Below are 25,743 nucleotides of genomic sequence, written 5' to 3'. Positions count from 1 at the left end.
TATAAAAGAAAAGGAGATTACAATTATGGCTAAATGGGTATGTAGTGTATGTGGATATGTTTATGAAGGTGAGGCCGCTCCGGCTGTCTGTCCGGTATGTAAAGCACCGGCTGAGAAGTTCATCAAACAGGACGAGACCATGAGCTGGGCTGCTGAGCATGTAGTTGGCGTTGCCAAAGGTGTTCCGGAAGATATCATCGAGGATCTTCGTGCTAACTTCCAGGGCGAGTGCTCTGAGGTTGGTATGTACCTGGCTATGGCAAGAGTTGCTCACAGAGAAGGTTATCCGGAAGTTGGCATGTACTATGAGAAAGCCGCTTACGAAGAGGCTGAGCACGCTGCTAAATTCGCAGAGCTCCTGGGCGAAGTCGTAACCGACAGCACCAAGAAAAACCTTCAGATGCGTGTAGAGGCTGAGAACGGTGCTACCGCTGGTAAAACCGATCTGGCAAAACGTGCAAAAGCAGCTAACCTGGATGCGATCCATGACACCGTGCATGAGATGGCAAGAGACGAGGCTAGACACGGAAAAGCATTCGCTGGTCTTCTTAAGAGATATTTCGGCTAATCCAAAAGCCGCATAAAATAAGGATTTTTACAAAGAGAGGATAGAGAAATCTGTTCTCTCTTTTTTACTGTTTCTGCTGATTTTTTATATTTCCTGTGTCCCTTGCGTGTCCCACTGCCTTTTGAAAAGTCCAAAAGTAAGAAAATGTGTCCTTAAAAAATGTGTCCCGAAATTTAATTGTTTTCAATCATGTTTACAAGCTTATAAAAGCTTGTTCTTTTGGTATTTGTCTGTTCCATTGCGGTCTTTGCAGTAATCTCTCCCGCTTTCCAAGAGGAATAGACTTCATTCCAGTTTTCGGGAAATGTGAGTGCGGGACGTCCAAGACGTTTTCCATTCTGTTTGGCTGCTGCAATCCCCTCTGCTTGACGCTGTTTAATTGTTGTGCGTTCTTGTTCTGCGATTGTTCCTAATACTTCAATCAGAATATTGTTTACCATCTCAAAAACCCACTCTTGCCCCTCTGGTAAGTCCATCATAGTAGTTGGCAAGTCAATCACTTTCAAACGAATGCCGTTGTCTTTGAAATACTGCAATTCGTTGTGAATGTCGCTTTTGTTTCTGCTCAATCTGTCAAGAGATTTTACAACAAGTGTATCACCGCGGCGCAGCATGGCATTTTTTAATGCTTGATAACCTTTTCTGTCTAAATCTTTTCCGCTTTCCTTATCTGTGATAATATCTCTTTCATCTGCTCCAAGAGCCTTGAAAGCTGCTATCTGACGGTCAAGGTTCTGCTCTTTACTTGATACTCTTGCATAATAGTATGTGCGGCTGTTCATGTTTGCGCCCTCCCATTTCCTTATGTTCGTATTATATCAAAAGCGTTCGTAAATATCAATATATTTTACGAATATGCTTGTGAATGCAAAAACAACTTTCTCGAACATAAAAATACACGCTATTTTGCGTGTTTGTAAAGGTGTACTCTTACGAACACCAAGAGACACAAAAAAATAGCGTGGAGTACGCGCCCCACGCTATTTTTTACTCATCAAACTGGAAGTTATAGTGCAATCTTTTTCCATTTTCTAATCTTGGTTCTAAAGGTTCCGAACGGAGCAACTGTATTAACATGTATGAATTTGTATACTTCCCATACAGCTGTTTTAGTTGCTTCGTCAGCCCATTTTCTCATATGTGGTTTAAATAATTCTTCATCACTCAGAGAATCAATCATTGCATAAATAGAGTTGATATTCTCATTCAATCTGTCTTTCAATTCTTGCAGTGACAGCTGAGCATATGTATCTGTGAACCATTGATATAATTCGCCAAGCTGATTCCACTTAAAATTATCCGAAGGAGTTTTGACAGGAATACCCTTTCTTTCGTCTGATTCCCATTTAATAACAAGAGTTGTCCAGCCAACCTGATAAGCAAGATTTTCTGCCGGAGTTCGATCGATCTCATCAATTCTCTTATCTTTTAAATGCTCCGGAATATCATTAAATTCTGAAATATACTTTGCAAAGCTTTTATTTATCTCGTTTTTAAGTTCGTCTTTATTCTCATATGTTCTCAATAGTCTATCTCCTCAGCTTCCGATTTTCCAGTTTCAAAAACTGGAACTTTCAAATTAGTCTTTGCAAATAACCTTTGAACCTTCACCATCAATTACAATTCCCTGACGGTTGTTAATTGGGGATAGATTCAAATCCGAAAATTCAGTCATTATTTTCTCGGTAACTTTCTTAAATGGTGCTGTAAGATAATGCGGAAGAACATAGAAATCAATCAAATCAAGCCCTGCATCATCTTCTTGTGAGTAGTCCTCCGGCTTTTCATCCATTTGTTCAATATATTGGATAGTTGGAGCGCATATAATCGCACCTGCTGATTCACCGATCATCAGTTTTCCCTTTTCCAATTCCTTCTTCAATAGCTCATCCGTTCCCGTTTTACGAAGCTGGTCCATAAGGAAGAAAGAATTTCCACCAGTAAAATATATCACATCCGCATCTTCAAAAACAGACTGTATCGTTAAATAAGCCTCCGTTGAAATATCAATTTCAGTTACGGCTGCTCCCAGTTTATTGAATAGCTTTCGAGCCGAGCCGACATAACCGGTATAGCCTTCACGCAGCGAAGCTGTGGGAATAAATGCGACTTTCTTGTTATCAATTTCTTCTTTTATCAAACTTCCTACACTTGAAAAGTGCGAACATAAAAACAGTTTCATCCATATCCTCCTTAATAAATTCCGATTGAGATTTCACCTGTTTTAAGAAATTTAATAACTGTTATATTTTGTTATTAAATTCTCCGCAAACCATTGAAAACACTGGATTTGTCGCAGGTGAGCTTTCCCTTATTGTTTCCCTTGTGTTATATCGTCCCACCAGTGTTTACGAACTCTGATAAGGGAAAATACAAGGGCAAAAAAATTATATAAAACAGTATAACACAAAATAAAAGTGACATGGTGAACTGATTGAAATGCTTCTGATTTTTGTAATGAATGATTGATTGATTGAAAGATAAGGAGAGGCGATACGATGAGAACGATATTTGCAGAATACAATCCCAAGCGCAACAGTATTGATGTTTACACCTCTGTTGGCTATATGCTCCGCATTGACTGTTGGGAAGCTGAAAAGGACTTAAAAACCACGCCTGGATCAGACTGTGCATTAAATGCACTTGCTATTGACGAACCACTGGAATATGCAAGATTATATCTTGATGGAAATTTACAGATGTGGGTTGATGCAGAAGATTCACTTGAACTTTAATATTTCTGTTAAAAACATATGATAAAAGTCCCCCTTACTATTTTTGAAGGAGGACTTTTATTAAAATTTATTAGAATTTTCCATTCGGGTTCTGCCATGTGGATTTATCGGCAATCGTTTCCATTACATCCCAATGCTCAGCAATCTTGCCGTTTTCTACTCTCCAAAGGTCATAGTAAGCAGTTGGTTTATCACCAAAGGTACCTTCACTTACTGCCAGTACAAAGTTTCCCTGAGCAAGCACCTGATGAGTAGTAGTATAAATCATCTGAATATTCTGTTCAGCAAGTGCTGCAAGTGCTTCATTCAGACCAGATACGCCATCAGCAATGCCGGTGTTATGCTGAATATATGTGTCACCATCAAAATAGTCTGGTGTTTTATCTAAATTATTACCTTGCATAACATCATAAAGGAAATCTTCCACGAGTTTGCGATTTTCTTCAGTTTTGTCAAGATCGGTTACTTCCATAGTTCCGTCAATCTGTGTATGTCCTGATGGATTCGGCTCTGCCTTTGCAGCAAGGTTATCCCAGTGCTCAGCAATTTTTCCTTCGTTGTCAAATCTGAAAATGTCGAATGCTACCTGCTCGCCAGCACCTGCAAAATTGTAAACAGTCTGAAGAAATACTTTGTCACCGTCTTCAAATGCCCGGATGTTTTCAACAGTGGTTTTTTCATCTGCCGAAGCCAAGTATTCGACAGAACTGATGAATGCGTCTCTTCCAGTACCATAGGCAAGGTTGTGCTGAATATAATCTTCTGCAAGTAATTCTTTAGCAATATCGGTATCTCCAGTTGCAAAAGTATCTATCAATGCCAGAGCTTTTTCAGTCTGGGTCTGTTCAGTTTTTGTCGATTCGGTCTCCTGTGTAGTTGCACTGGTGGAAGAAGCAGTGTTGTCAGCATTGTTGCTGGATGTTGAACATCCTGCTAATGCAGTCATTGTTAAAGTTGCGGTTAAAAGAAGTGTGATAATTTTTTTCATAGTGTGAGTCCTCCTTAAATATTATAATGTATTTTAAAATTTGCCGTTCTGATTCTGCCATGTAGATTCATCAGCGATAGTTTCCATTACATCCCAATGCTCGACGATTTTGCCGTTTTCAACTCGGAAAAGATCGTAGTAACTTGTATAAGTACCACCAAAAGAGCCTTCACTTACTGCAAGACCGTAATTTCCGTCTGCAAGTACCTGATAAGTTTGATCATAAATCATCTGAATACCCTGTTTGCCAAGAGCTTCAAGCGCTGCTCCGAGTCCGGAAAGCCCATCAGCAATTCCTGTGTTGTGCTGAATATAAGTATCTCCATCAAAATAGCTGGTCAGCTTTTCCGGATGCTCGCCACGGAGAACATCACCTACAAACGCAGAGACAATTTTGCGTGTTTCTTCTGCATTTACAAGTTCTTTTTCCATAGTACCATCAATCTGGGTACGACCAGATGGATTTGGCTCAGCCTTTGCAGCAAGATTATCCCAATGCTCAGCAATTTTTCCGTTGCTGTCAAAGCGGAAAATATCGAATGCTACCTGCTCACCAGCACCTGCAAAATTATAAACAGTCTGTAAGAAAACTTTGTCACCATCTTCAAATGCACGAATGTTGTTGACAGTTGTTTTTACCGGTGTGGATGCGAGATAAGCTACAGAGCCTAAAAAAGCATCTCTGCCTGTACCGTAAGCCAGATTGTGCTGAATATATCCTTCAGCCAGTAAATTTTTTGCTGCATCTGTATCACCAGTTGCAAATGTGTTAATGAGTGCCAATGCTTTGTCTTTGTTTGTCATGTTAATATTCTCCTTATATGTGTGTGTATGATTAAAAAGATTTTTCAGAAATGACATTTTGTTACCTCCCTTTCTGATCTAATGTTTGCCTGGGTGAATGATGAGCTTACATCGTTCGTTTCCCTTGCTGTGACTATACTATAACGCAGTCGGCACATTTGAAAAATGGCTGAAAATTTGTATGGGCTACAACTTGAAATTGTAGTATGATATATACGAAAGGAAGTGATAGCGATGGAATTTAAGCATATCGAATATTTTTTAAAAACCTGTGAGTACACATCTATGTCCAAAGCGGCAGAAGCACTTTATATTTCACAGCAGGCATTGAGCAGATGTATCGCAGGCATGGAACAGGAACTGGGCTGTCAGCTATTCCAAAGAACCGTAAAAGGAATAAGTCTTACTAAAGAGGGAATGTATCTTCTAAATAAGTTTAGTCCTCTGGTAACGCAGTATCATCATGTATTAGATGAAGTTACAGAACACTTCGAGCGTCAGCCCGTGAAGCTGCAATTCTGTTGTGCACCACTGATATTTCGATGTATTGATCCAGAGCTGTTGTTTGATTTTCAGGAAAAATATAAAAACATAACACTTGAAATGTTAGAATTGTCTGACGCAGACTGTGATAAATATATTGAGGAAAATGTGACACGCTTAGGACTTCTTGCAATTCCGGAGAATCGGCATGGCGAAAAGATTCCATATACTTTGGTGAAAACATTTCCCTTATATCTTTTTGTGCACAAAGATAATCCTCTGGCAAAAAAACAATCGGTGAATTTTTCAGAACTGAAAAATGAGAATTTCCTAATGCTTGACAAGAAATCGTATTACAAAAATCTGGTGTGGCATTATGCAAAAAAATATCATTTTGAACCGAAGGTCGCCTTTGAATCATCGGATGCAAATCAACTGATCAGTCTGGTAAATAAGGGGCGTGGAGTCGCATTAAGTCTTGAGCCGATGTATGATAAAGGCGTTTATGGAAATCTTGTAATGATTCCATTCGATGATAAAGATATTACGTGGAGTATTGCTTTCATTTATCAGGACTACGAACGACTGAGTAATGCAGCACATAAATTTATGTCATTCATAATAGAAAATGTCAGATAAAAGATTTAACTCTGCAAGCCGCGTGCCGTATGTGTGGCGTAAATAGTGATATTTAAAATCTATTTTTAATGCTGTTTTGATTGTTCGGCTGTGATATTTCATAGAATTTACAGTCTGTATTTTTCCGTTTGGCAAACTGTTTACTAATTCCAAAGATGAAATTTTGTTACCGTCAACGTCATAAATATAAGTGCAATTTTGCGCCAGCTGCGCTTTTAAATCAACCTCATGCGCCTTTGTTTCTGCCGTAAGTTTTAAAAAATAGTCTTTTAACTTCTGGCTCATATAGATTACACGCCGCGCGTTGCGCGTTTTCAGCGGTACAAGTTTAATCAAGCCGTCTTGATACTGCATTTGTCGGTCTATAGTTATTCTGCCGTTCTCAATATCAACATTTTCCCATTTTAAGCCGTAACACTCATTGATACGCAAGCCGCAGCACTTTCCCAACAGATAAGCGGTTTCTGCATTTGTGCCTTGAAAATAAGTGTCAAGACGTTCTGTTTCTTCTTTGCTGAATGCTACAATTTCGGTATCTTCATCAATCTTCATTTTCGGCATACGAATCCGAACATCTTTGTTTACGCATAATTTGTTATATACATCTACATCTAAATAATTGCGGGAATACGCCTGTCCGAATATCAGATAGAACATTTTTAAAAATCCCTCTACATACTTATAAGCGCGTCCCTCAGTGTAATACAGAAAAGAAAGATAATCATTTACTTCTGCAACAGAAATGCTGTCAACATAGCGTGAACCGAATTTTTCTTCAAGATGATTTTTCCATAAGCTGTTTTGTTTCTTTATCGTGGAATATGCTTTTCCGCTGCGCCCCTGTTCGCAATATTCCATGTAAACCTCTCCAAAAGTCATGCGGTGTTCTGGCTTCTGATTCAGACTTGCTTCAAAACGCATTTCTGCAATCGCTTTTGCCTGTGCTGCTGCCCGCTTTGTTTTCAAAGGGTTTCCCGCTTCATCTTTTGAGCCTTTGCGGTTTACTCTTTTCCCATCAACTGTTTTTGTGAAACGATAGCACCAGTTTCCGTTTGGTAATTGAGATATTCCTAAATCCTGTGTTTTTGTCATTTTTGTCGCCCTTTCCTGTGTTCTGGGGACACATTTTTTAGGATTTTTCTTTTACTTTTGGAGACACCTGTGTTTCTTATAAAAGATAAGAAATCCTTTATAATACAAAGGTTTTGAAGTCACGAGCGAAGCGAAGTGACTTATGAAATGGCTAAAGATGAGGCTAGACACGGAAAAGCATTCGCTGGACTGCTTAAGAGATACTTCGGCTAATCCAAAAGTAAGAAAACTGCTGGTTTCATAATCATTGTAAAAAAACGAGGAGACAGAAACATCTGTCCCCTCGTTTTTTATATCAACAGTCCGCAGATTTGCTCAGCCAGTGTATGCGACAAAGCCAAGATCTTTAAATGTGATTCCTGCATAATCCAGAAGTTTGGACCAGCCTGCGAAGCCTGTCTGTACTGCTGCATTTGCCAGATCATTGATCGCCTGATAGGGTGCTCCGCCAACGGATTTTTCTACCTGGAAAGCAATCTTGCTCTCTCCGTCATAGGTTGCCGGATTCAGATTTGCTTTTACTTCAAAACCACCGCTCAGGTTCTTCATAAGGAAAAGGTAATTTGTCGGTGCAGAAACAGGATTTTCCATGACATACATGGTCATACTGCTCTTGTCCTTGCTGGATTCTGTCAAAAACAGAAACTCAAGCTGATCTTCTACCCGATTATAAACGATTCCATAAGTATAATTGGTTCCTTTATACAGATTTTTCATATTAATAAAGTAATTACCGGCTGTGTTTTCTTTTCCGAAAGTAAGGATATAATCCTTCAGTCTCGCAAAACCTGTTGCCTGCGGCTTCGGTGCTTCCGGCTCCGGCTGGGACGGCTTCGGTGCTTCGGTTTCCGGCTGGGACGGCTTCGGCGCCTCGGTCTCCGGCTGAGACGGTTTCGGTGCCTCCGTTTCCGGTGTCGCAGCTTTTACATCTTTTACGAGAACCTTACAGCTGTATTTTTTTCCTCCGACAGAAGCGGTAATTCTGGCGCTTCTGTCTTTCTTCACCTGTTTTGCCTTCACTTTTCCGGTGGCACTTACGGTTACAACCGACTTGGCGGAACTGCTCCATTTTACCTTCTGTCTAGTACCGAGCATTTTCAGCTGACAGCTGCTTCCCTCTTTCAGTGTGATCGAGGTTTTATTCAGCTTCGGTGCTTCTACGATAACCTTACAGGAATAAGTTTTCGTTCCCACTTTGGCTTTAATCACCGTGGTACCTGCTTTTCTGGCTGTCACAACACCTTTTGCAGAAACGGCTGCAACTGCTTTTTTTGTGGATGACCATTTGACTTTTTTTCTGTTTCCCTTGAGTTTTAAGGTCTTTTTCTGACCTTTGATCAATGTCATTTTACGGGCACTGATCTGCACCTTCTGTGTGCTGGCTGCACTGGACACCAGTTCCGGTGACACGGTAGAAAACAGGCATACGGCAAGAAGTAATACCAGCATCTGTTTCCATGATCTCTTTTGCATCTCTTTTTCCCCCTTTGTTTGTTCCGCACAATAACCTGTTATAGCGGAACTGCTATATCAAGTGTAAACAAATCCACCTGGAAAACAATTAACTGGCTGCATAGATTTTCTTTTTTTACTCAAAAACAGCATTCGCTGTATCCACCGTATGCTTCGTCTTATTCTCAATATCCGTTCCGTTTCCTGAGAAAATACTTCCGGCAAAGTTCAGGATCTCATTTCCCGGCAGGCGGTCGATGCAGACGGCAGTTCCGTTTCCGGTAAACGTATTATTCAGAAAGTCGGGCGAGCTGCCATAGGAAATGCTGGTATTCAATTTCAGAGCCGTCCCGTTGTCTGTAAAAGTGCAGTCCGATGCACTGACCCAGGACCCGTCCTGGGCTATGGCTGCAATATCCCAGCCGCTGAAACTGCATCCGGAAAGCAGTACAAAGCAGTTCGCATTCAATCCGGTTCCGGAGTTCCCCTCAAAACGGATGCCGGACACGATCCCATAATTTCCGTTCTTTCCATTTACATGGACGGTTCCGTTAAAAGTAGTAGCTGCATCTCCATCCATACTTCCGAAAATCTGCCAAACATGGTCACCAAATGTAATCTCTCCATCGTAAGTCACTGCCGGAAGATAGAGATAAACCGGTGTGTCGGAAGACACCTCATTTTCAATGGAAGCCAGCAGGGTATTCAGCTCCTCGGTAGTCTCCATGGGCGTATCTTCCGGACGGTAAGTAACCACCTCCTGCTTTTCGATCGTAAGCCGGGTTTTCAGAGAAATGGTATCGCCGTTTTCCATCGTCAGCTTCCAGAAGATGTCATTGCTTCCGGTATCAGCCATAAAATGAAGATTCGAAACATAGGCTGCATTCGGAAAGTTCTCGTCGTGAGCCGGTTCCATGTATTCGAGTTTCTTTGAGTTTTCCTGTGGCACGGTCTCTACCTCGCAGGATTTCACTTTTTCCGCAAATTCTTCCCAGGCCACTTCCCCTGTTTCTTCATTTAAAACATAGAGCTGACAGGGAAGGGCACTGTCCAGACCATCCGCCAGCAGATCCGTCCGATCTCCCTGGGCCTGACCAGCCATGCCATCTGACTCCGAATAAGTCACCAGAAGCTTGTAGGAATGATCCTTATCCGGATAAACGATCTGGGCATTCGCCTCATAAGCCACCGGTCTGTGATACATAGAAAAAACAGCTCCTGCTCCTGCCAGGATCAGCAGAACTACGGCAGCTACCAAAGCCTTCTTTTTCCACCGTCTCGGTGTCTGGATCTCCTGTTTTTCTGCCTGAACTGCCGTACAGCAGGGGCAAAAAGACGCATCCTCAGGAAGCGGATGTCCACATTTCACACACTTCTTACTCATTTGTTTCCTCCTGTTATAATGCCTCCATCAGATGAAGGATATTTTTGTATCTTTTTTCCGGATTTACCATCGTACAACGCTGCACGATCCTGCCCATTCTGCCGCCGGCGAGCTTTCTGGACGGATGTTCTCCCGTCAGCATAACATTGATCAGGACACCAAGCGCATAAATATCTGCGCGTCCGTCCGACTGGGAGAGGCCGTACTGCTCCGGTGCTGCAAAACCGGTGGTTCCAAGGACCCGGGTGTCCTCCTGAACGGCATTTTTATAGATCCTGGATGCATCAAAGTCGATCAATACCACTTCTTTCCCTCGCAGGATGACATTATCCGGTTTCACATCCCGATGTACGATCCCCATGGAATGAAGGATCCACAATGCGGAACACAGCTGTCTGGCGATCTTTTTCGCCTCTGCAGTACTCAGAAGCCCTCCCTTCAGAACCTCACTGAGCGTATCTCCCTGTATGTATTCCTCCAACAGGACTGTCCTGCCGTTTTTTTCCCCAACTTCCATGATATGCGGCAGATTCCGTGCGGAAATTCCAAGAAGCTTCTTATAGACTTCACTGCTTCCTTCAAAATGTCTGAATATATAACGGGTGCCGTTTTCCTTATGGCGCACAAGCAAAACTTCGCCTCGTGCACTTTTTTTGATCTGTGTCATAATATCAAATTCATTACCGATCGCTGCCAGAAGGCTATCGTAAAGATCCATACTTTTTATCCTCATCACTATGCGGCGTGCATATTGTTTTTCAGAAGCTTTTTTTGTATACTAAAATTTGAGTATACTATTTAGACTATTGTAACTTAACCAACAATTATTGTAAAGGTGCGAATATGGAAAAGAAGAATACAGACAATTTACAGCAGGAATTGATGAATGCACCGGACTTGAACCAGTTTCTTTCACAGAATCAGAAACAGTTTGTAAATCCAAATGTAGCGGAATTGTTAAACCGGCTCTTTGAGCGGAAAAATATTTCAAAGGCTTCTCTTGCAAAACAGGCAGGCATGAGCGAGATCTATCTGCATCAGATCTTCGCCGGCCGGCGGAACCCCTCCAGAAACCGTCTGCTGTGTCTCTGCTTCGGTCTGGATGCCAGTGTCGAAGAAACCCAGGAGCTGCTGAAGCTCTGCGGCATGGCTCAGCTCTATCCGAAGCTGAAGCGGGATGCCATCATTTACTACGGCCTGCTGCACGGACTGCCTCTGTTTGAGATCAATGACAAACTTTTCGATGAAGATGAGGAAATTTTATTCTGAAAACACACTGATTGGTAATGATTCAGAACCAGGCAGATTTTCTGTTGAACGTGTGAAGCATCCTTGCCTGCGTGAACGATGGTGAGAATCCCATCAAAAGGAAGCGAAACAGAATCGAGATGGGATCTGAACCGTTATCTTTATAGCAAAAAACAGAAAGAGAGGTGTTTTTATCGGGGCTTTGCAAAAATGCTTTTGTTTACCGGCAAACATTACTTTATAATGAAAGGGGAACCATATGAAAAAGACATTAAAAATGATCCTGACAACCTGTCTGCTTCTTTTGGCTGTATGCGGAGCATCGTTGTCAGTAAGTGCAAGAACCTATTATTACCAGGGACTGATCTCCATTGATCCGTCATTTCCGGACAGCGTTTTCGATGCAAATGAAGAGATTCAGATCCCTCTGACAGTGAAACGTTTTCTCAGCAATAACACAAAAGATTTCTTATCCCAATACTATTGTGATGTTTATGGACCAAGAGGAACCAGAATATCTCACAATTCCGGATATCTTTCAGACATGACTGCTCCGACCTTAAACTGGACGATTTTCGACAGACATACTCCTCGTGATTTTGGTACCTATACTGTAAAATATTATACCTCCAATAATGAAGGCGGAACCTGTTATTTCCATGTAAATTCGATCTCCGGCACTTTCGGAGCCGGTTTGAAATGGTCTTATGACGGTGCCACGCAGGAACTCAGGATATCCGGTTCCGGCAGCATTCCAACAGATAACCTGCCCTGGAGAGACTATGAAAGCAGCATCAAAAGCATTATCATAGAGGAAGGAATCACATCCATAGATGAATTTGTCTTTAATGACCTTGTAAGTTTAACAAATGTAAGTTTCCCAAGTACACTTACCCGTATTGGAAATTTTGCATTTGATGGATGCCACAGTCTGACAACCGTAAATTTCCCAGTCAATCTTATTCAGCTTGGCGACTGTGCTTTCCGCGACTGTTCTTTCCTGCAGGATGTAAAACTTCCGAACAATCTTCGCATCATGGGCACGAACTGTTTTAAAGGAACAGCCATCAAAACCATTGAAATCCCTTCCAGCATGATCACCATTCCGCAGAGTGCATTTGAAGAATGTTACTATCTGGAAACAATTACCCTCCCAAATACTATAAGAGGAATTGATACCTGTGCATTTGAGAATTGTTCCGGACTGAGATCCGTCATTTACAAGGGAACAACGGCAGAATGGGAAAGGATCAACATCGCTTCCTATGGAAATGATGCCTTAAGATCTGCTGCTATTAAAACATCTTCCTCCCCAGTGTCTCCGGCGACTCCGAACAAAGTCACCCTTGCCAAAACCAAACTGAAAAGTGTATCCAACACCGCCGGTGGGATCAAAGTCACCTGGAACAAGGTAAACCGGGCAGGCGGTTACTACATCTACCGCAAGACCGGCACCAGCAAGACCTGGCAGAAGATCGCTACGATCAAAAAAGGCAGCACCGTTTCCTATGTGGATAAAAAGAGCCTCGTCAACGGAACCCAGTACACCTACATGGTAAAAGCCTATAAAGGAAGCAGCGTAGGAACCGGAACGACTCTGAAGACCATCCGGCTGACTGCTCCTGCCATCACCAGCTGCACCAGCCGTTCCAGAGCCATCACTCTGAAATGGAAAAAGAATCCGAAAGTAACCAGCTATGAGATCCGATATACCATCGGCAGTTCTTCCAAAACCATCCGGGTAAAAAACAAAGCTGCTGTCAAATCTGTAATCAAGAACCTGAAAAAAGGAAAGACCTATACGGTTCGTATGCGTGCATATAAAACGGTAAGCAAAAAAACTTACTACTCCACATGGAGCGCAGCGAAGAAAACGGTTATCCGCTGATGCAACGACACCCCGCAGAATTTTGCGGGGTGTTTTTTTGCTTATTATTTGTATTCTTTCATATAATCTCCGTGAGCTTCAATCAGTTCGTCGCACATGGCAATAATGTCACGAATATTAAGCTCTGCGGCAGTGTGGGGATCCAGCATGGCTGCCTGGTAAATCTTTTTGCGGTCTTTGGTAACTGCGGCTTCGATGGTCATAAGCTGAACGCCAACGTTTGAAGCATTCATGGCTGCCAGATGAGCCGGAAGCTTGCCTACCTTTGTGGGATGGACACCGGTTCCATCAATATAGCAGGGAACCTCTACACAGGCATCAGAAGGCAGATTCTCGATATAACCGTCGTTCCGCACATTTCCGCCGATCTTGTATGGCTGATTGGTCACAACAGCTTCCATAATATAGGAAGCGTATTCTTTGCTGCGCTCATGTGTGATCTTGCCGTCTTTGAGAATATCCTCTCTCTCTTTTTCCCAGCCTTCGATCTGTTTGATACAGCGTCTCGGGTACTCATCCAGCGGAATATTGAATTCCTCGATCATCTCCGGATAACGGGATTTGATGAACCAGGGATTGTACTCTGCATTGTGCTCACTGGACTCCGTGCAGTAATAGCCCAGATGGCGAATATACTCATAGCGCACCATGTCATGATGCTTTTCGCCGGAAGTATTCTTCTCCTCCGCCCGTTTTCTGATCTCCGGATAAAGATCCACGCCATTCTTGTCATGAATGTCCAGAAGCCAGGCCATATGGTTGATTCCTGCAATCAGCTCTGTTCTTCCTTCCAGCTTATCTTCCATTCCAAGATCCTTCAGAAGATTCTCCGAACATACTTGAACACTGTGGCAGAGGCCTACGGTCCGGATCTTCGTATACCGCTGCATATAGCCGGTCAGAATTGCCATCGGATTGGAATAATTCAGGAAAAGGGCATTCGGGCAGACTTCTTCCATATCTCTTGCAAATCCTTCCAGTACCGGGATCGTCCGAAGTCCTCTCATGATCCCGCCAATTCCCAGCGTATCTGCGATGGTCTGCTTCAGACCGTATTTCTTCGGAATCTCAAAATCTGTCACGGTACAGGGCTCATAACCACCCACCTGGATCGCATTTACAACAAATGTTGCATCCCGTAAAGCATCTTTTCTGTTTTCCACCCCAAGATAAGTCTTGATGACGGATCTTCCCTCGTTTACGTTCTGATTGATGGCAGAAAGAATGATCCTGGAATCCTCCAGGCGTTTCTCATCAATGTCATACAGTGCGATCTCGCAGTTTTGCAGGGCCGGAGTGCACATACAGTCTCCCAGTACATTTCTTGCAAAAACCGTGCTTCCAGCTCCCATAAAAGTGATTTTCATTGCGGCTCCTCCTTTTTTCTCTGTTATTTCTGATGAATCCATTGTATAATCTTCTTCAGAAAACAACTATCCTGTTTGTGCAGAAAACTTGTTAAAATGTTGTATTCTGACGTTCGTACAAGCCTTCCCTATGTTTCCATTACAAAGCCATTCTGATCGATTGCTTAAGGGATGTGACTATTTTACAATACGAAAAGGAGAAGAATATGAAAGAAAAGCAAACCCGGCACCAGTCCTATCTCAATGTTTATTTCTGTGGCAGTGAAAACTGCTCACCAAGACACGCTTACGGTCCCGCTGTGCGGCCTCACTATCTGCTTCACGTCATTTTAAACGGACGTGGTATTTATCAGTACAAGGGGCAGACCTATTCTCTTTCCGCCGGAGACGCTTTTCTCATTCTACCAGGGGAAGTGACGTATTATCAGGCAGATGAGGCGGAACCCTGGAGCTACGCCTGGGTGGGTTTTGATGGAAAAGCGGTTTCTGAAATCTTAAGCCGGACGGTTTTTTCCGATACCTTCGTCTTCCGGAATGAAGCACCGGAATCTGTCACGCTTCTCACGGACCAGATGAAAAAACTCTGCGAAACGTTTCTGCAGAGCCCTGAAGATCAGCTTTCTGCCGCTGGAAATCTTCTGCCGCTCTTTTCCTTTATGAAAAAAAAGGTTCCTGAGACTTCTCAGGAACCCACCCAGATCTACCTTCAGAAAGCAAAAGAATATCTGGAAAACAACTATGCCTATCCCGTCCGCATCTCCGATGCAGCCCGCTACACCGGCATTGACCGGACCTATCTCTACCGGATCTTTATGGAAAAAGAGAAGCTTTCACCCAAGCAGTACCTTCTGAACCACCGGCTCCGCATGGCCGTGGAAATGCTCTGTACCACCAGCTACTCCATCACAGAGATCGCCCTCTCCTGCGGCTTCCACGATGCCTCTTCTTTTTCCGGCTGTTTTCGCCAGCAGTTTCATATGTCCCCCAGAGATTTCCGGAAGACCGTACATCATGAGCAGAATAAAGACTATACCGGCTGAAAAGCCGCCGATTTTTTCTGCAATCATTCTCAGGACTGCCGGCGATTCGAGAGAATCCCATCATTTTCCCTGCAATATAAAAATCATCATAATCTGCTTTTTATTATTCTATTTGGCCGGGCGCAACGCCTTGGTATTGGAAAAATCAATCTTCTTTACTTCCCCGATCTCTCCGGTAAAAGATGACGGGCAGACCGCATACAGACGATCTTCGCTTCCGATTGTCAGTTTTGCGTAATAGTGCGTATAACTCCATTCGGATGATCCAACCGCATAATCTCCATAACAGTTATGAATCTTATCAAAGCCCCCGATCCTTTCTGCAAACACACAGAGCATGTAGGGAGAAACATAAGAATTCCAACGGTGACTTAAGAAACAAGGGCCATTTGGTATCGATGCCAGCGTCACCGTTTCGCCATTGCTCATCGTGTGATAGCTGAAGCGATCTTCGGATGTAAGATACTCGCAGACCGCATCCATTTTTTCAAAAGATGTCATCGAGGAATTCGTGTTGGCGGCAATGATCTGATCCATCCAGGCATATAAGTCCGTGTTATAGTCCTTCACGGTCCAGTGCAGTGTTTTGGCTGTTACATAGCCCTCCTTATGGATCTCGCGGACTTCCACATCATAATTTCCTGCTTTTTCAAATTCCACTTCTCCTACATAACCGCCCTTTACTTTGTGAAGCGAATGATCATAATCATCCGCATTGAGATACTCGATATCATCGTAATACTGCCCACCGCCCAAGTTGGAAAGATTGATCAACACGGTTTTTCCATTCGAGAGCAGCTGGATGGAATTCGGATCCGGATTATCCGTCTGAATATACACTGCCTTTGACACACCTCCATAAAGCCCGATACCAGCCGTATCCAGGAAATAGAACTTATAAGAATACTTTGCCTTCGCACTGCTTGCCACGCGATAATTTCCCACAGACACCGTTTTAATGCTGCTCCAGGGACCATAGATTTTCGTCGTCCCATTCAGCTTGAAGGAACGAACTTTCAGATAATAGGTGGTTCCGCTCCGGTCATAATTGGAAAAGAAGGACAGTTTTCCATAGCCCTGGCCGTTCCAGTCGCTATCTGTGGAATCATATTCCAGATACCGGTCAAAATTCCGTGTCTCGCTGAGCCAGCCTTCATAGCCGCTATAGGGATCAGAAGCAGAAAAGGTTCCCGGACAATTCACACCTATATAGTACTCACTATAATCAACACTCTGAATTTTCGGTACCGGAAGATTGGCATTGTATTTTGCCGAATCCATTTCGGTTGTTTTCCCATCCTGGTAAGTCTCCTCTGTAACCGTCACAGAAGAAGAAATTTTCTGTCCATAAATATCGGTAAAGGTAATGGACGTTTTTCCAGGATTTATCGCTGTAAAATAGAAGAAATACTTCGACCCTTTATTGACCTGCATCACAACATCTGACTTTGAAAAATTGACGCTCTGAATTTCGTTGGTAACATAAATTTCAAAGGTTTCTCCCGTTTTTTTCCTGAGAGAAGCATAGGTTTCATTCAGAAAACCCAGGGGATCAGCATTTCCATTGTTGTTTGTATTGCCGTTGCTGGTATTGCCATTGCTCGGGAAGCCTGCTTTCTTTGCTGTGGTTTTGGCTGTCAGTCTGGACCAGGCGGAGTAGATGGATTTTGTCTTCGTATACCGGTAAAAGGTCCGGATTTCCAGATAATAGCGTGTTCCCGGTTTGAGGCGCCTTAAGGTCGTGGTCAATTTCGTGGCTCCGCTTAGGGTCTGCACCTTTGCACTCTTAAAATCCTTCCGAGTGGAATAGCGGATCTGGTAACCGGAGATGGCCCTGGAAGGACGCTTCCAGGTCAGCTTCAGTGTGGTTCCGCCGGCCGGGCTTGTCATGGTCGCCAGCCTGGCACCAACAGGATTGATGCGGAAGGTTTTCTTCACCGTTCCGGTATAGCTGCCCGTTCCTTTCACCGTTACCGTATAGAAACCGGGATTTTTCCGGCCTTTGGAATAGGTCAGTGTATAGTCTTTCCTGACTTTCAGCTTTTTTCCCCGATAAGTGACCGTTACCGCCGGTTTCTGTACTTTCCCGTTGTAGGTAAAAACGGTTTTGGAAAGCCGGATCGTCGTGTTCTTTACTGATGTCTTTCCTGCTGCTTTCACATTTCCCGGGCAGATCAGCAGAGCTGCCGAAAGAAACAGAAATAAAAGGCCGGCCAGCACCGGTGTGTGTGTTCTCTTGTTCATCGTTTGTCCTCCTTGATTTCTTTTTCATGAAAACTGCTCCGGAGTTTTTCCGGAGCAGCTTAAAATCGTTATCTTCTGATCTCCAGAAGCTTGTTTTTCAGTTCACCTTCCAGGCGCTGCATCTCTGCCTCGGCAGCCTGGCGTTTTTCGTGACCTTCGGCCTGGATCTTCAGGACTTCATCCAGGGTAGAGATCAGGGATTCATTGGTCTGTTTCAGTGTTTCGATATCCACAATGCCGCGCTCCGACTCTTTGGCTGTTTCAATGGTGGCCATTTTAAGGGTCTGTGCATTTTTCTTCAGGAGCTCATTCGTCATATCCGTGACTTCTCTCTGAGACTCTGCCGCCTGACGGGAATGTTCCACACCAAGAGCCAAAACCATCTGACTTTTCCACAAAGGAATGGTGTTTACCACCGTAGACTGGATCTTTTCCACCATCTGTGTATCATTTCCCTGAACCAGACGGATCTGCGGTGCTGTCTGAAGAGAAATCATACGGGTAAGCTCCAGATCGTGCAGCTTTTTCTCAAAGCGGTTGCAGAAGCTGTCCAGATCCTTTGCCTCCTGCGCATCTTCCGGAAGACCGCTTCGTTCTGCCTTCTCCTGCAGTTCCTTCAAGTCCTTCTCACGAACCTCCTGAAGTTTCTTTTTACCGGCAAGAATGTACATGGAGAGCTCTTTAAAATACGTTTTGTTCAGCTCATACATCTTATCCAGCATCGCAATGTCTTTCATCAGAACAACCTGATGATTCTGGAGCGCTTTCACGATCTTTGTGACATTTTCCTCTGCCTTGTCATATTTGTTCTTCATGGTGTCCAGCTTGTTGGCATTCTTTTTGAAGAAACCGAAGAAGCCCTTCTCCTGCTCTTCCGCCGCATCAAAGCTCTTGAGCTCCGTCACCACACTGGAGAGCATATCGCCTACCTCACCGAGATCCTTTGTCTTGACGTTTTCCAGGGCTGCTTCGGAAAAATCAGCCATTTTTTTCTGGGCCCCGGCTCCGTACTGGAGGATCATATTGTTGTTGGTCAGATCGATCTGTTTCACAAAATTCTCCACCATTTTCCGCTCGTCATCATTTAAGATGCTCTCGTCAAAGGCCGGTTTTACCGCTTCCGGTGCAGGTGCCGCCGGTACTTCCGCCTCTTTTTCCATCTCTCCGAAAGGATCCAGGCTCAAAGTCGGTGTTGCTTCCAAATCTTTTAAATCCATGCTCATCTTTCTTCTCCTTTATCGTTTCACTTTTACTTTGTCAAAATCGCTCTCTGTCAGACCTTCCTGGGCAAACATGTTGTGAAGGACGGAAATATCCGATGAGATATCCCATGCCGCTTCCTCAAAAAAGCTGTCCAGCAGTTTTTCAAAGGCCTGATCGATCGTATCCAGCGTATCCTCGATCTCCTTCTTGGAATTGACGATATTTTCTCCCTGGGAAGGCTGTCCGTCCAGTTCCTCATAAGCCTTTAACAGTTTCACCGTCGTAGGAAGATAATAATCCATAAATCTTCCCAGATCATCCACAAGCTCCGGATGCTGTTCCACGCGATTGAAGATCTTGGAGATCACCAGCTCCAGCCGGGAAATTTTCTCAGAGATTTCCACGCCTGGAATACGGTCATTACAGGTTCTGATCTCTTCCAGGTAGGCTCTTCCGGCAGCGATCGTCTTTTTCGCTTCCTCCGGAAGGTCTTTTCGTCTGCCGAATTTTTCCGCTTCCTCGGCTTTTCGTTTTTCTTCCTTCTGACGCTCTTCCAACTGCTTTTCCGCTGTCTGATATTGTTCATAGGCGGAGTCTGTCACCATAAGACAGGTCTGGGCTTTGTCGAGATGTCCATGAAGGAAAAGCCGTTTCCGGATCATTTTCCCTACATCTTTTTTTACAAAATCCTCGGATTTTCCAAGAGCATCGGCAAGCTCCCGGATCTGACAGAACTCTCTGTCCCGCAATTCTTCCACATATCTTCGGAAACGGCGGCTCTGTCCCAAAAGGGAGCTTCCTTTATAGGCCATAAAGGCACTTCCCGCTACAAAAGGAGCCAGAACGCCGGTTGTGATCATTGCCGCCTGCACATGGTCCGGAAGGAGAAGCGGGATCGTGATCCCAAGTGTGATCACCAGGATTCCCAGGAATGTATAGCCACAGATGCTCAGTGCCACACCGGTTCCCGTCATTCCACCCGGATTTTTAAATCGCTCCCGGAGAAAATTCTTTCTGTTTTTTTCCCGTGCCTGCTCATAGCCGGGCTGAAAACGGGTAGACCGCATGGTGGAGCGGCTGTATTCGTAAGAGGTCTGTCTTCCGGAAGAGCTGCCTTTTCCTTCCACTGTCCCGCTGTAAACCGTATGATCCGTTGACGTCCCCGGCCTGCCGGAATATTTTTCCGCCGCCTCCCGCGTTTTCGCGTCTGCTTTATTTACGGCATTCTGAACACTCTTTCCCACATTTTCCATGGCTTCCCCCACGGTTCTGGAAATATTCTGGCTCAATTGCCCAAAGTCTTTGGTTTCCAGTGCATTCCGCACCATATCCTCGATCTCATCACCGATCTGTGACCAATTTTTATCTGCCATCGCTTAATCTTCCTTTTTCTATTCAAGACGTTCAGAACAAAAACTACGACCACACATTTCCTGCGCTGTCGCTGCTGTCGCATTTTATGGCCTGAACGGTTATGGCTACATTATAACACGGCACTTTTTCTTTGTGGGATTTTTTTATGAAAAGGGGTTGCATTTTCCGGAAGACTGGTATATGATACTCGTATGAGATAACATAGTTTTAATTACTACGTGTAAGATTATCAAAAACTGTGTTTAGGATTTTGGAGAGTTATTGATCCGGAGACGATTTTCAGACAACTCCCGGAGATCGTCCCGCCCCATAAATAGAAAGCGAGGAATCAATTATGGATGCTGTTTATACACACGCAATTGAAACACAAAAACCTTTTCTGAAAGACCCCGGAAGTGCCATCACTCATTTTATCGGCGCTGTCGCCTCGGTTTTCGGAGCTGTTCCTTTGCTGGTCAAAGCACATCGGACAGGAGATCCAGCCTGTATCGTTTCCATGACCGTCTTCATCAGCAGTATGATCCTGCTTTATACAGCCAGTACCGTTTATCATTCTTTTGATATTTCTGTCCGTGTCAACCGGATTTTGCAGAAGCTGGATCACATCATGATTTTTCTTCTTATTGCCGGTTCCTACACACCGCTTTGTATGGTAACGCTCCGTGACGGTGTCGGACCGCTGATGTGTATCATTGTCTGGTCTATCGCTGCCGTAGGCATCCTGATCAAGGCCTGCTGGATCACCTGTCCGAAATGGTTTTCTTCGATCGTCTATATCGGCATGGGCTGGGTCTGCCTCATGGGCTTGCCGGAGATCCTCAGTTCTTTAAGCCCTTCAGCCTTTGGCTGGCTTCTGGCCGGTGGCATCATCTACACCGTGGGCGGCATCATCTACGCCCTGAAGCTTCCGATCTTCAATTCCCGCCACCAGAACTTCGGTTCTCACGAGATCTTCCATCTCTTCGTCATGGCCGGAAGCCTCTGTCATTATATCGTAATGTATTCTTTTGTAGCCGCATAATGAAAAATGAGCCGCAGCATCTGTTTTTGACAAGTGCTGCGGCTCGTTTGCTGTTGTTATCTTACCACCTTACAGGATTTGACCTTTGACCAGGCACCGTAGTATTTGCCTGCGTAGCGAAGGGTGGCAGAGGTCGCTTTTTTACTGATATTTGCAGTTCTACTGTAGTAAAAATTCTTATTTTTAGCGTACTGAAGCTGATAACCGGAGACCTTGCTGTCTTTTTTCCACTTGATGATGATCTTTCTGGTGCGGATGTTTTTCAAAAACGGTCTCAGACAAAATCTGCAATCAGTCTCTTTTTTTCTTCTCTTGTCAGCTGTTTGATCTCCCATTCCCGGCGCATGGCCTCCTGTCTGGTGGGGTAGGTCTCATAGTAGACCAGGGTGACAGGAAGGCGGGAGCGGGTGTATTTGGAACCCTTGCCGCTGTTGTGCGTTCTGACACGTCGCTCAACATCCGTGGTCCATCCGGTGTAGAGTGTACCGTCACTGCAGCGGACGATGTAGGTATAGTTCATTTTGTCCATGGTATCTCCATTCATTCTCCCTGCTCTATGTAAGGATGCCCATATTTTCCCGGGCATCACATCTATCTATGAAGCAGCCGCTCTGTCTGGTATTTTTCCTCGCGGGCCGGATGCCCGGGCACTGCCTGTGATATGCTGCGGCTGCGGATTGTAAGGCAGTTCTTTTTCTGATAACAGTATACGCGGAAAACGCCTCCCGGTGCAAGTCCGTTTCTTCTGTGTCATTCTCCCAGAAACAGAAACGGATCCACCGGTGCGCCGTCTTTCGTCAGTTTGAAGTAGAGATTGCTGCCTTCTTCGCAGTAATATTTCGTAGGTTCGCTCACATAGCCGATGAGACCGCCGTCTTCCACGACATCTCCTTCTTTTACAGAGATCTCTTTCAGCTGGCCATAGGTCAGTTCATAGCCGTTTCCGATGTTCATTGCCACCGTCGTACCGGTCTCTTCATCCACTTTCACGGAATCCACGATGCCCTTTGCAGCTGCTGCCACGGGACTTCCGATATCTGCGCCGATGATCAGCGCCGGATTGTACTTATAGACCTTCAGCGTCGGGAAGAAAACAGAGCCGTCCATGCTGTAATCCAGCAGGACATTTCCTGCCACCGGCCAGTCCAGAGACGAATCCTCTGAAAACTGCACGGATGCCTGAACCGTTCCGATGTTTCCGGCAGCTGCCTCCACACCGGAAGAAGCCACACTGGCCGTTTCACCGGTCTCTTCCTCCTCATCTGTTTCCGCTACCTGCTTTACCAGATCTTCCGGATTCTCCACGACTTCCCCAATGAGATCCGAACCACTCACTCTGGCATCCTGCTCCTCCACAGCTGTTTCTTCCACAGGACGGGCTTTTTTCGCCGCATTGGCATCCTGGATCCTGGCCTCTTTCTCCAGTTCCGTCGTCTGCTCTTCCTGTTCTTTTGTGTTTTCCGCCTGATCCAGGGTGTAAACCGTGGTAAATGCGGCCGCTCCCACCAGACAAAGGCTGAAAACCAGAGCGGGACCGTGTTTCTTCATAAAAAGTCTTGTTCTCATATTCTGCATATTCTTCACCTCATCTTATTCGATCTTGTTCAATGATAGGATTGACCGAATCACAGACAAATATACAGAAAAACTCCGGGTGAAATTTTCCACCCGGAGTCAGACATTTTTACTTTTTATAACCGTTTAGAGCGATTCTTATTTTTCAGGCATAATCACCTTATCCAGGTGCCACAGCTCGTCTACATACTCCTGAATGGTACGGTCAGAAGTAAATTTACCGCTGCATGCCATATTCAGCATAGCCATCCGTGCCCAGCCTTTCTCGTCACGGTATGCTTTTTCTACTTCACACTGGGCTGCTGCATAAGATTTGAAATCAGCCAGAATAAAGTAAGTATCTGCTCTGTCGCTGCTCTTGGTATTCAGAAGAGAGTTGTACAGATCACGGAATCTCTCGGTGTCATCCGGTGCATACTCACCATTGATCAGCTGCATCAGGACACGACGGATATCCTGGTCGTTATTGAAGTAATCCATCGGATTGTAGCCGCCATGGTTCTCATAGTCGATGACCTGCTGTGCAGTCAGGCCAAAGATAAAGGCGTTTTCTTTTCCGACTTCCTGAACGATCTCCACGTTTGCACCGTCCATGGTTCCCAGAGTCGGTGCTCCGTTCAGCATGAATTTCATATTTCCGGTACCGGATGCCTCTTTACTTGCCGTAGAGATCTGCTCGGATACATCAGCTGCTGCAAAGATCAGCTCTGCGTTGGATACACGGTAATCCTCGATGAAGACTACTTTCAGTTTTCCGTTGATGGATGCATCATTGTTGATCACATCCGCTACGGAGTTGATCAGCTTGATGGTCAGCTTTGCACGACGATAACCGGCAGCTGCCTTTGCACCGAAAATGAAGGTTCTCGGATAGAAGTCCATCTCCGGATGATCCTTGATCTGATTGTAAAGGTACATCACATGAAGGATGTTCATCAGCTGACGTTTGTACTCATGGAGACGTTTTACCTGTACATCAAAAATGGATCTCGGATCTACTTCGATGCCATTGTGCTCTCTGATATATTTTGCCAGACGAACCTTATTCTGATACTTGATGTTCATAAATTCCTGCTGTGCCTTGGGATCGTCCACATAAACAGCCATTTTGTGGATCTCCGGAAGGTTGGTGATCCAGCCGTCACCGATATGAGCAGTTACCCATCTTGCCAGCAGCGGGTTTCCGTGAAGCAGGAATCTTCTCTGTGTGATACCGTTGGTCTTGCTGTTGAATTTCTCCGGCATCATCTCATAGAAGTCTCTCAGCTCCTGTTTTTTCAGGATTTCCGTATGCAGCGCAGCAACACCGTTTACGGAATAGCCTGCAGCGATCGCCAGATGAGCCATTTTTACCTGTCCGTCATAGATGATCGCCATCTTGCGGATCTTCTCCTGGTTGCCCGGATATTTTGCTTTGATCTCTTCCACAAAGCGGCGGTTGATCTCCTCGATGATCTGATAGATACGCGGAAGCAGGCGGCTGAACAGCTCGATCGGCCATTTCTCCAGTGCCTCTGCCATGATCGTATGGTTGGTGTAAGCACAGGTCTTTGTGGTTACTTCCCATGCCTCGTCCCAGCCAAGACCTTCCTCATCCATGAGGACACGCATAAGCTCTGCAACCGCTACGGTCGGATGGGTATCGTTCAGCTGGAAGGTTGCCTTCTCATAGAACTTACGGATATCGCTGTGGTTCTTTTTATACTTTGCAACAGCTTCCTGTACACTTGCGGAAATGAAGAAATACTGCTGTTTCAGACGAAGCTCTTTACCTGCGTAATGCTCATCTGCCGGATAGAGGACCTCAACGATGTTCTTTGCCAGGTTTTCCTGCTCAACGGCATTCATGTAATCACCCTTGTTGAAGGAATCCAGCTGGAAATCCACGATGGGCTCCGCATCCCATACGCGAAGCGTATTAACCACGCCGTTGTTGTAGCCAACGATGGGGATATCAAAGGGAACGGCACGAACGGACTGATAGTTCTCCTGGATGAAGTTGTTGCGATGATTTTTCTCATCGTATTCCACACGCACATAACCGCCGAATTTTACCTCTTTGGCATACTCCGGACGGCGAAGCTCGAAGGGGTTGCCGTTTTTCAGCCAGTTATCCGGTACCTCTACCTGATAACCGTCCTCGATCTTCTGTTTGAACATTCCGTAACGATAACGGATACCACAGCCGTAAGCCGCATAATTCAGGGTTGCCAGAGAATCCAGGAAGCAGGCTGCCAGACGGCCCAGTCCACCGTTTCCAAGAGCAGCATCCGGCTCCTGATCCTCGATGACGTTCAGGTCAAAACCAAGCTCATCCAGAGCTTCTTTTACCTCATCATACTCGGTCAGGTTGATCAGGTTGTTTCCCATGGCACGACCCATCAGGAACTCCATGGACATGTAATAAACGTATTTCGGATCCTGTTTCTCATATTCTTTCTGGGTCATCATCCAGTTATCGATGATGCTGTCTTTCACCGCATAAGACACGGCCTGGAAGATCTGCTGTTTGTCAGCTTCCTCGATATTTTTGCGGTAAAGCTTCTTTACATTATCTTTTACTTCTGCAATAAAAGCTTTTTTGTCGAATTTTTGCATGACTGCCTCCTTTTTTATCTCTTGTAGTGCGGTAACACCC

At 44.7% G+C, this 25,743-nt stretch carries 24 protein-coding genes and 1 pseudogene; 8 read left to right on the top strand and 17 right to left on the bottom strand.

The genetic code is table 11. The features are described 5' to 3' along the window. Window positions 1-25 precede the first annotated feature (25 nt). On the top strand, window positions 26-568 hold the full coding sequence (locus DXA57_RS08850; protein ID WP_117766694.1) for an NADH peroxidase: 543 nt from the start codon (window positions 26-28) through the stop codon (window positions 566-568). A 173-nt stretch (window positions 569-741) separates the two neighbouring features. Here DXA57_RS08850 and DXA57_RS08845 read toward each other — a convergent pair whose 3' ends face one another. From DXA57_RS08845 to DXA57_RS08835, 3 genes are all read right to left on the bottom strand, one after another. Then, window positions 742-1,350 (bottom strand): recombinase family protein, encoded by a 609-nt coding sequence (locus DXA57_RS08845; protein WP_117766692.1) that lies wholly within the window; start codon window positions 1,348-1,350, stop codon window positions 742-744. Window positions 1,351-1,574: 224 nt separating this feature from the next. Further along, a complete protein-coding gene (locus DXA57_RS08840; RefSeq protein WP_024729655.1) occupies window positions 1,575-2,093 on the bottom strand; it encodes a ClbS/DfsB family four-helix bundle protein in 519 nt (172 codons plus the stop codon). 54 nt (window positions 2,094-2,147) lie between these two features. Next, the gene (locus DXA57_RS08835) at window positions 2,148-2,750 is read right to left on the bottom strand and encodes a Type 1 glutamine amidotransferase-like domain-containing protein (RefSeq protein ID WP_117766690.1); all 603 of its coding nucleotides are present in this window, start codon (window positions 2,748-2,750) and stop codon (window positions 2,148-2,150) included. Between the two features lie 316 nt (window positions 2,751-3,066). Here DXA57_RS08835 and DXA57_RS08830 point away from each other — a divergent pair, with 316 nt between their 5' ends. Continuing rightward, window positions 3,067-3,303 carry a DUF6061 family protein gene (locus DXA57_RS08830; RefSeq protein WP_117766688.1) on the top strand — a complete coding sequence of 79 codons (237 nt, stop codon included), beginning with the start codon at window positions 3,067-3,069 and terminating at the stop codon, window positions 3,301-3,303. A gap of 70 nt (window positions 3,304-3,373) precedes the next feature. On the opposite strand, the gene DXA57_RS08825 is transcribed toward DXA57_RS08830, so the two are convergent. Together DXA57_RS08825 and DXA57_RS08820 are read right to left on the bottom strand one after the other, a co-directional pair. Further along, a complete protein-coding gene (locus DXA57_RS08825) occupies window positions 3,374-4,291 on the bottom strand; it encodes a nuclear transport factor 2 family protein (protein ID WP_243005752.1) in 918 nt (305 codons plus the stop codon). Between the two features lie 33 nt (window positions 4,292-4,324). Beyond that, window positions 4,325-5,095: a nuclear transport factor 2 family protein gene (locus DXA57_RS08820; protein ID WP_117766804.1), complete on the bottom strand. Its 771-nt coding sequence runs from the start codon at window positions 5,093-5,095 to the stop codon at window positions 4,325-4,327. Window positions 5,096-5,329: 234 nt separating this feature from the next. On the opposite strand from DXA57_RS08820, the gene DXA57_RS08815 reads away from it, so the two are divergent. Beyond that, window positions 5,330-6,217, top strand: coding sequence for a LysR family transcriptional regulator (locus DXA57_RS08815; protein ID WP_117766686.1), 888 nt, complete (start codon window positions 5,330-5,332; stop codon window positions 6,215-6,217). On the opposite strand, the gene DXA57_RS08810 is transcribed toward DXA57_RS08815, so the two are convergent. Then, entirely contained in the window at window positions 6,191-7,309 is a 1,119-nt protein-coding gene (locus DXA57_RS08810; protein ID WP_117766684.1) for a tyrosine-type recombinase/integrase, read from the bottom strand. The two genes, DXA57_RS08815 and DXA57_RS08810, sit on opposite strands and share 27 nt — an antisense overlap. 132 nt (window positions 7,310-7,441) lie before the next feature. Between DXA57_RS08810 and DXA57_RS17805 the strand changes: the two are divergent. Continuing rightward, window positions 7,442-7,522, top strand: a pseudogene (locus DXA57_RS17805) (NADH peroxidase); the annotation flags it as partial. A gap of 102 nt (window positions 7,523-7,624) precedes the next feature. Here DXA57_RS17805 and DXA57_RS08800 read toward each other — a convergent pair. The 3 genes from DXA57_RS08800 to DXA57_RS08790 all read right to left on the bottom strand — a co-directional run bounded on the left by DXA57_RS08800 (window position 7,625) and on the right by DXA57_RS08790 (window position 10,863). Further along, window positions 7,625-8,782, bottom strand: coding sequence for an Ig-like domain-containing protein (locus DXA57_RS08800; RefSeq protein ID WP_117766682.1), 1,158 nt, complete (start codon window positions 8,780-8,782; stop codon window positions 7,625-7,627). A 115-nt stretch (window positions 8,783-8,897) separates the two neighbouring features. Further along, the gene (locus tag DXA57_RS08795) at window positions 8,898-10,145 is read right to left on the bottom strand and encodes a zinc ribbon domain-containing protein (RefSeq protein WP_117766680.1); all 1,248 of its coding nucleotides are present in this window, start codon (window positions 10,143-10,145) and stop codon (window positions 8,898-8,900) included. A gap of 13 nt (window positions 10,146-10,158) precedes the next feature. After that, a complete protein-coding gene (locus DXA57_RS08790; protein WP_117766678.1) occupies window positions 10,159-10,863 on the bottom strand; it encodes a serine/threonine protein kinase in 705 nt (234 codons plus the stop codon). A 125-nt stretch (window positions 10,864-10,988) separates the two neighbouring features. On the opposite strand from DXA57_RS08790, the gene DXA57_RS08785 reads away from it, so the two are divergent. Both DXA57_RS08785 and DXA57_RS08780 read left to right on the top strand, forming a co-directional pair. Then, a complete protein-coding gene (locus DXA57_RS08785) occupies window positions 10,989-11,414 on the top strand; it encodes a helix-turn-helix domain-containing protein (RefSeq protein WP_117766676.1) in 426 nt (141 codons plus the stop codon). 238 nt (window positions 11,415-11,652) lie between these two features. Further along, the gene (locus tag DXA57_RS08780) at window positions 11,653-13,281 is read left to right on the top strand and encodes a fibronectin type III domain-containing protein (RefSeq protein WP_117766674.1); all 1,629 of its coding nucleotides are present in this window, start codon (window positions 11,653-11,655) and stop codon (window positions 13,279-13,281) included. A 44-nt stretch (window positions 13,282-13,325) separates the two neighbouring features. On the opposite strand, the gene DXA57_RS08775 is transcribed toward DXA57_RS08780, so the two are convergent. After that, on the bottom strand, window positions 13,326-14,648 hold the full coding sequence (locus tag DXA57_RS08775) for an alpha-glucosidase/alpha-galactosidase (protein ID WP_117766672.1): 1,323 nt from the start codon (window positions 14,646-14,648) through the stop codon (window positions 13,326-13,328). Between the two features lie 206 nt (window positions 14,649-14,854). Between DXA57_RS08775 and DXA57_RS08770 the strand changes: the two genes are divergently transcribed. Then, window positions 14,855-15,688, top strand: coding sequence for an AraC family transcriptional regulator (locus tag DXA57_RS08770; RefSeq protein WP_117766670.1), 834 nt, complete (start codon window positions 14,855-14,857; stop codon window positions 15,686-15,688). Between the two features lie 108 nt (window positions 15,689-15,796). Here DXA57_RS08770 and DXA57_RS08765 read toward each other — a convergent pair whose 3' ends face one another. From DXA57_RS08765 to DXA57_RS08755, 3 genes are all read right to left on the bottom strand, one after another. After that, window positions 15,797-17,932, bottom strand: a complete 2,136-nt coding sequence (locus DXA57_RS08765) for a fibronectin type III domain-containing protein (protein ID WP_117766668.1) — start codon at window positions 17,930-17,932, stop codon at window positions 15,797-15,799. Between the two features lie 68 nt (window positions 17,933-18,000). After that, entirely contained in the window at window positions 18,001-19,155 is a 1,155-nt protein-coding gene (locus DXA57_RS08760) for a toxic anion resistance protein (protein ID WP_117766666.1), read from the bottom strand. Window positions 19,156-19,167: 12 nt separating this feature from the next. Then, a complete protein-coding gene (locus tag DXA57_RS08755) occupies window positions 19,168-20,508 on the bottom strand; it encodes a 5-bromo-4-chloroindolyl phosphate hydrolysis family protein (RefSeq protein ID WP_117766664.1) in 1,341 nt (446 codons plus the stop codon). Window positions 20,509-20,843: 335 nt separating this feature from the next. On the opposite strand from DXA57_RS08755, the gene trhA reads away from it, so the two are divergent. Further along, the gene (gene trhA / locus DXA57_RS08750; RefSeq protein WP_117766662.1) at window positions 20,844-21,530 is read left to right on the top strand and encodes a PAQR family membrane homeostasis protein TrhA; all 687 of its coding nucleotides are present in this window, start codon (window positions 20,844-20,846) and stop codon (window positions 21,528-21,530) included. A gap of 56 nt (window positions 21,531-21,586) precedes the next feature. On the opposite strand, the gene DXA57_RS08745 is transcribed toward trhA, so the two are convergent. The 4 genes from DXA57_RS08745 to DXA57_RS08730 all read right to left on the bottom strand — a co-directional run bounded on the left by DXA57_RS08745 (window position 21,587) and on the right by DXA57_RS08730 (window position 25,703). Beyond that, the gene (locus tag DXA57_RS08745; protein WP_117766660.1) at window positions 21,587-21,796 is read right to left on the bottom strand and encodes a hypothetical protein; all 210 of its coding nucleotides are present in this window, start codon (window positions 21,794-21,796) and stop codon (window positions 21,587-21,589) included. 8 nt (window positions 21,797-21,804) lie between these two features. Continuing rightward, window positions 21,805-22,050: a GIY-YIG nuclease family protein gene (locus DXA57_RS08740; RefSeq protein WP_117766802.1), complete on the bottom strand. Its 246-nt coding sequence runs from the start codon at window positions 22,048-22,050 to the stop codon at window positions 21,805-21,807. Between the two features lie 230 nt (window positions 22,051-22,280). Then, window positions 22,281-23,105, bottom strand: a complete 825-nt coding sequence (locus DXA57_RS08735; protein WP_117766658.1) for a M23 family metallopeptidase — start codon at window positions 23,103-23,105, stop codon at window positions 22,281-22,283. Window positions 23,106-23,243: 138 nt separating this feature from the next. After that, window positions 23,244-25,703 carry a glycogen/starch/alpha-glucan phosphorylase gene (locus DXA57_RS08730; RefSeq protein WP_117766656.1) on the bottom strand — a complete coding sequence of 820 codons (2,460 nt, stop codon included), beginning with the start codon at window positions 25,701-25,703 and terminating at the stop codon, window positions 23,244-23,246. Window positions 25,704-25,743: the final 40 nt, after the last annotated feature.

This window comes from Blautia sp. OF03-15BH, assembly GCF_003463065.1.
GTDB lineage: Bacteria > Bacillota > Clostridia > Lachnospirales > Lachnospiraceae > Limivivens.
This window is presented reverse-complemented; position numbering and strand designations above follow the sequence as displayed.

What these genes read in the sequence shown, in the direction of transcription:
- DXA57_RS08850 (WP_117766694.1), top strand. Translation starts at nt 26, where the DNA reads ATGGCTAAATGGGTATGTAGTGTATGTGGATATGTTTATGAAGGTGAG.
- DXA57_RS08765 (WP_117766668.1), bottom strand. Translation starts at nt 17,932, where the DNA reads ATGAACAAGAGAACACACACACCGGTGCTGGCCGGCCTTTTATTTCTG.
- DXA57_RS08815 (WP_117766686.1), top strand. Translation starts at nt 5,330, where the DNA reads ATGGAATTTAAGCATATCGAATATTTTTTAAAAACCTGTGAGTACACA.
- DXA57_RS08770 (WP_117766670.1), top strand. Translation starts at nt 14,855, where the DNA reads ATGAAAGAAAAGCAAACCCGGCACCAGTCCTATCTCAATGTTTATTTC.
- trhA (WP_117766662.1), top strand. Translation starts at nt 20,844, where the DNA reads ATGGATGCTGTTTATACACACGCAATTGAAACACAAAAACCTTTTCTG.
- DXA57_RS08830 (WP_117766688.1), top strand. Translation starts at nt 3,067, where the DNA reads ATGAGAACGATATTTGCAGAATACAATCCCAAGCGCAACAGTATTGAT.
- DXA57_RS08835 (WP_117766690.1), bottom strand. Translation starts at nt 2,750, where the DNA reads ATGAAACTGTTTTTATGTTCGCACTTTTCAAGTGTAGGAAGTTTGATA.
- DXA57_RS08730 (WP_117766656.1), bottom strand. Translation starts at nt 25,703, where the DNA reads ATGCAAAAATTCGACAAAAAAGCTTTTATTGCAGAAGTAAAAGATAAT.
- DXA57_RS08845 (WP_117766692.1), bottom strand. Translation starts at nt 1,350, where the DNA reads ATGAACAGCCGCACATACTATTATGCAAGAGTATCAAGTAAAGAGCAG.
- DXA57_RS08785 (WP_117766676.1), top strand. Translation starts at nt 10,989, where the DNA reads ATGGAAAAGAAGAATACAGACAATTTACAGCAGGAATTGATGAATGCA.
- DXA57_RS08795 (WP_117766680.1), bottom strand. Translation starts at nt 10,145, where the DNA reads ATGAGTAAGAAGTGTGTGAAATGTGGACATCCGCTTCCTGAGGATGCG.
- DXA57_RS08825 (WP_243005752.1), bottom strand. Translation starts at nt 4,291, where the DNA reads ATGAAAAAAATTATCACACTTCTTTTAACCGCAACTTTAACAATGACT.
- DXA57_RS08820 (WP_117766804.1), bottom strand. Translation starts at nt 5,095, where the DNA reads ATGACAAACAAAGACAAAGCATTGGCACTCATTAACACATTTGCAACT.
- DXA57_RS08790 (WP_117766678.1), bottom strand. Translation starts at nt 10,863, where the DNA reads ATGGATCTTTACGATAGCCTTCTGGCAGCGATCGGTAATGAATTTGAT.
- DXA57_RS08780 (WP_117766674.1), top strand. Translation starts at nt 11,653, where the DNA reads ATGAAAAAGACATTAAAAATGATCCTGACAACCTGTCTGCTTCTTTTG.
- DXA57_RS08735 (WP_117766658.1), bottom strand. Translation starts at nt 23,105, where the DNA reads ATGCAGAATATGAGAACAAGACTTTTTATGAAGAAACACGGTCCCGCT.
- DXA57_RS08755 (WP_117766664.1), bottom strand. Translation starts at nt 20,508, where the DNA reads ATGGCAGATAAAAATTGGTCACAGATCGGTGATGAGATCGAGGATATG.
- DXA57_RS08810 (WP_117766684.1), bottom strand. Translation starts at nt 7,309, where the DNA reads ATGACAAAAACACAGGATTTAGGAATATCTCAATTACCAAACGGAAAC.
- DXA57_RS08775 (WP_117766672.1), bottom strand. Translation starts at nt 14,648, where the DNA reads ATGAAAATCACTTTTATGGGAGCTGGAAGCACGGTTTTTGCAAGAAAT.
- DXA57_RS08800 (WP_117766682.1), bottom strand. Translation starts at nt 8,782, where the DNA reads ATGCAAAAGAGATCATGGAAACAGATGCTGGTATTACTTCTTGCCGTA.
- DXA57_RS08760 (WP_117766666.1), bottom strand. Translation starts at nt 19,155, where the DNA reads ATGAGCATGGATTTAAAAGATTTGGAAGCAACACCGACTTTGAGCCTG.
- DXA57_RS08740 (WP_117766802.1), bottom strand. Translation starts at nt 22,050, where the DNA reads ATGAACTATACCTACATCGTCCGCTGCAGTGACGGTACACTCTACACC.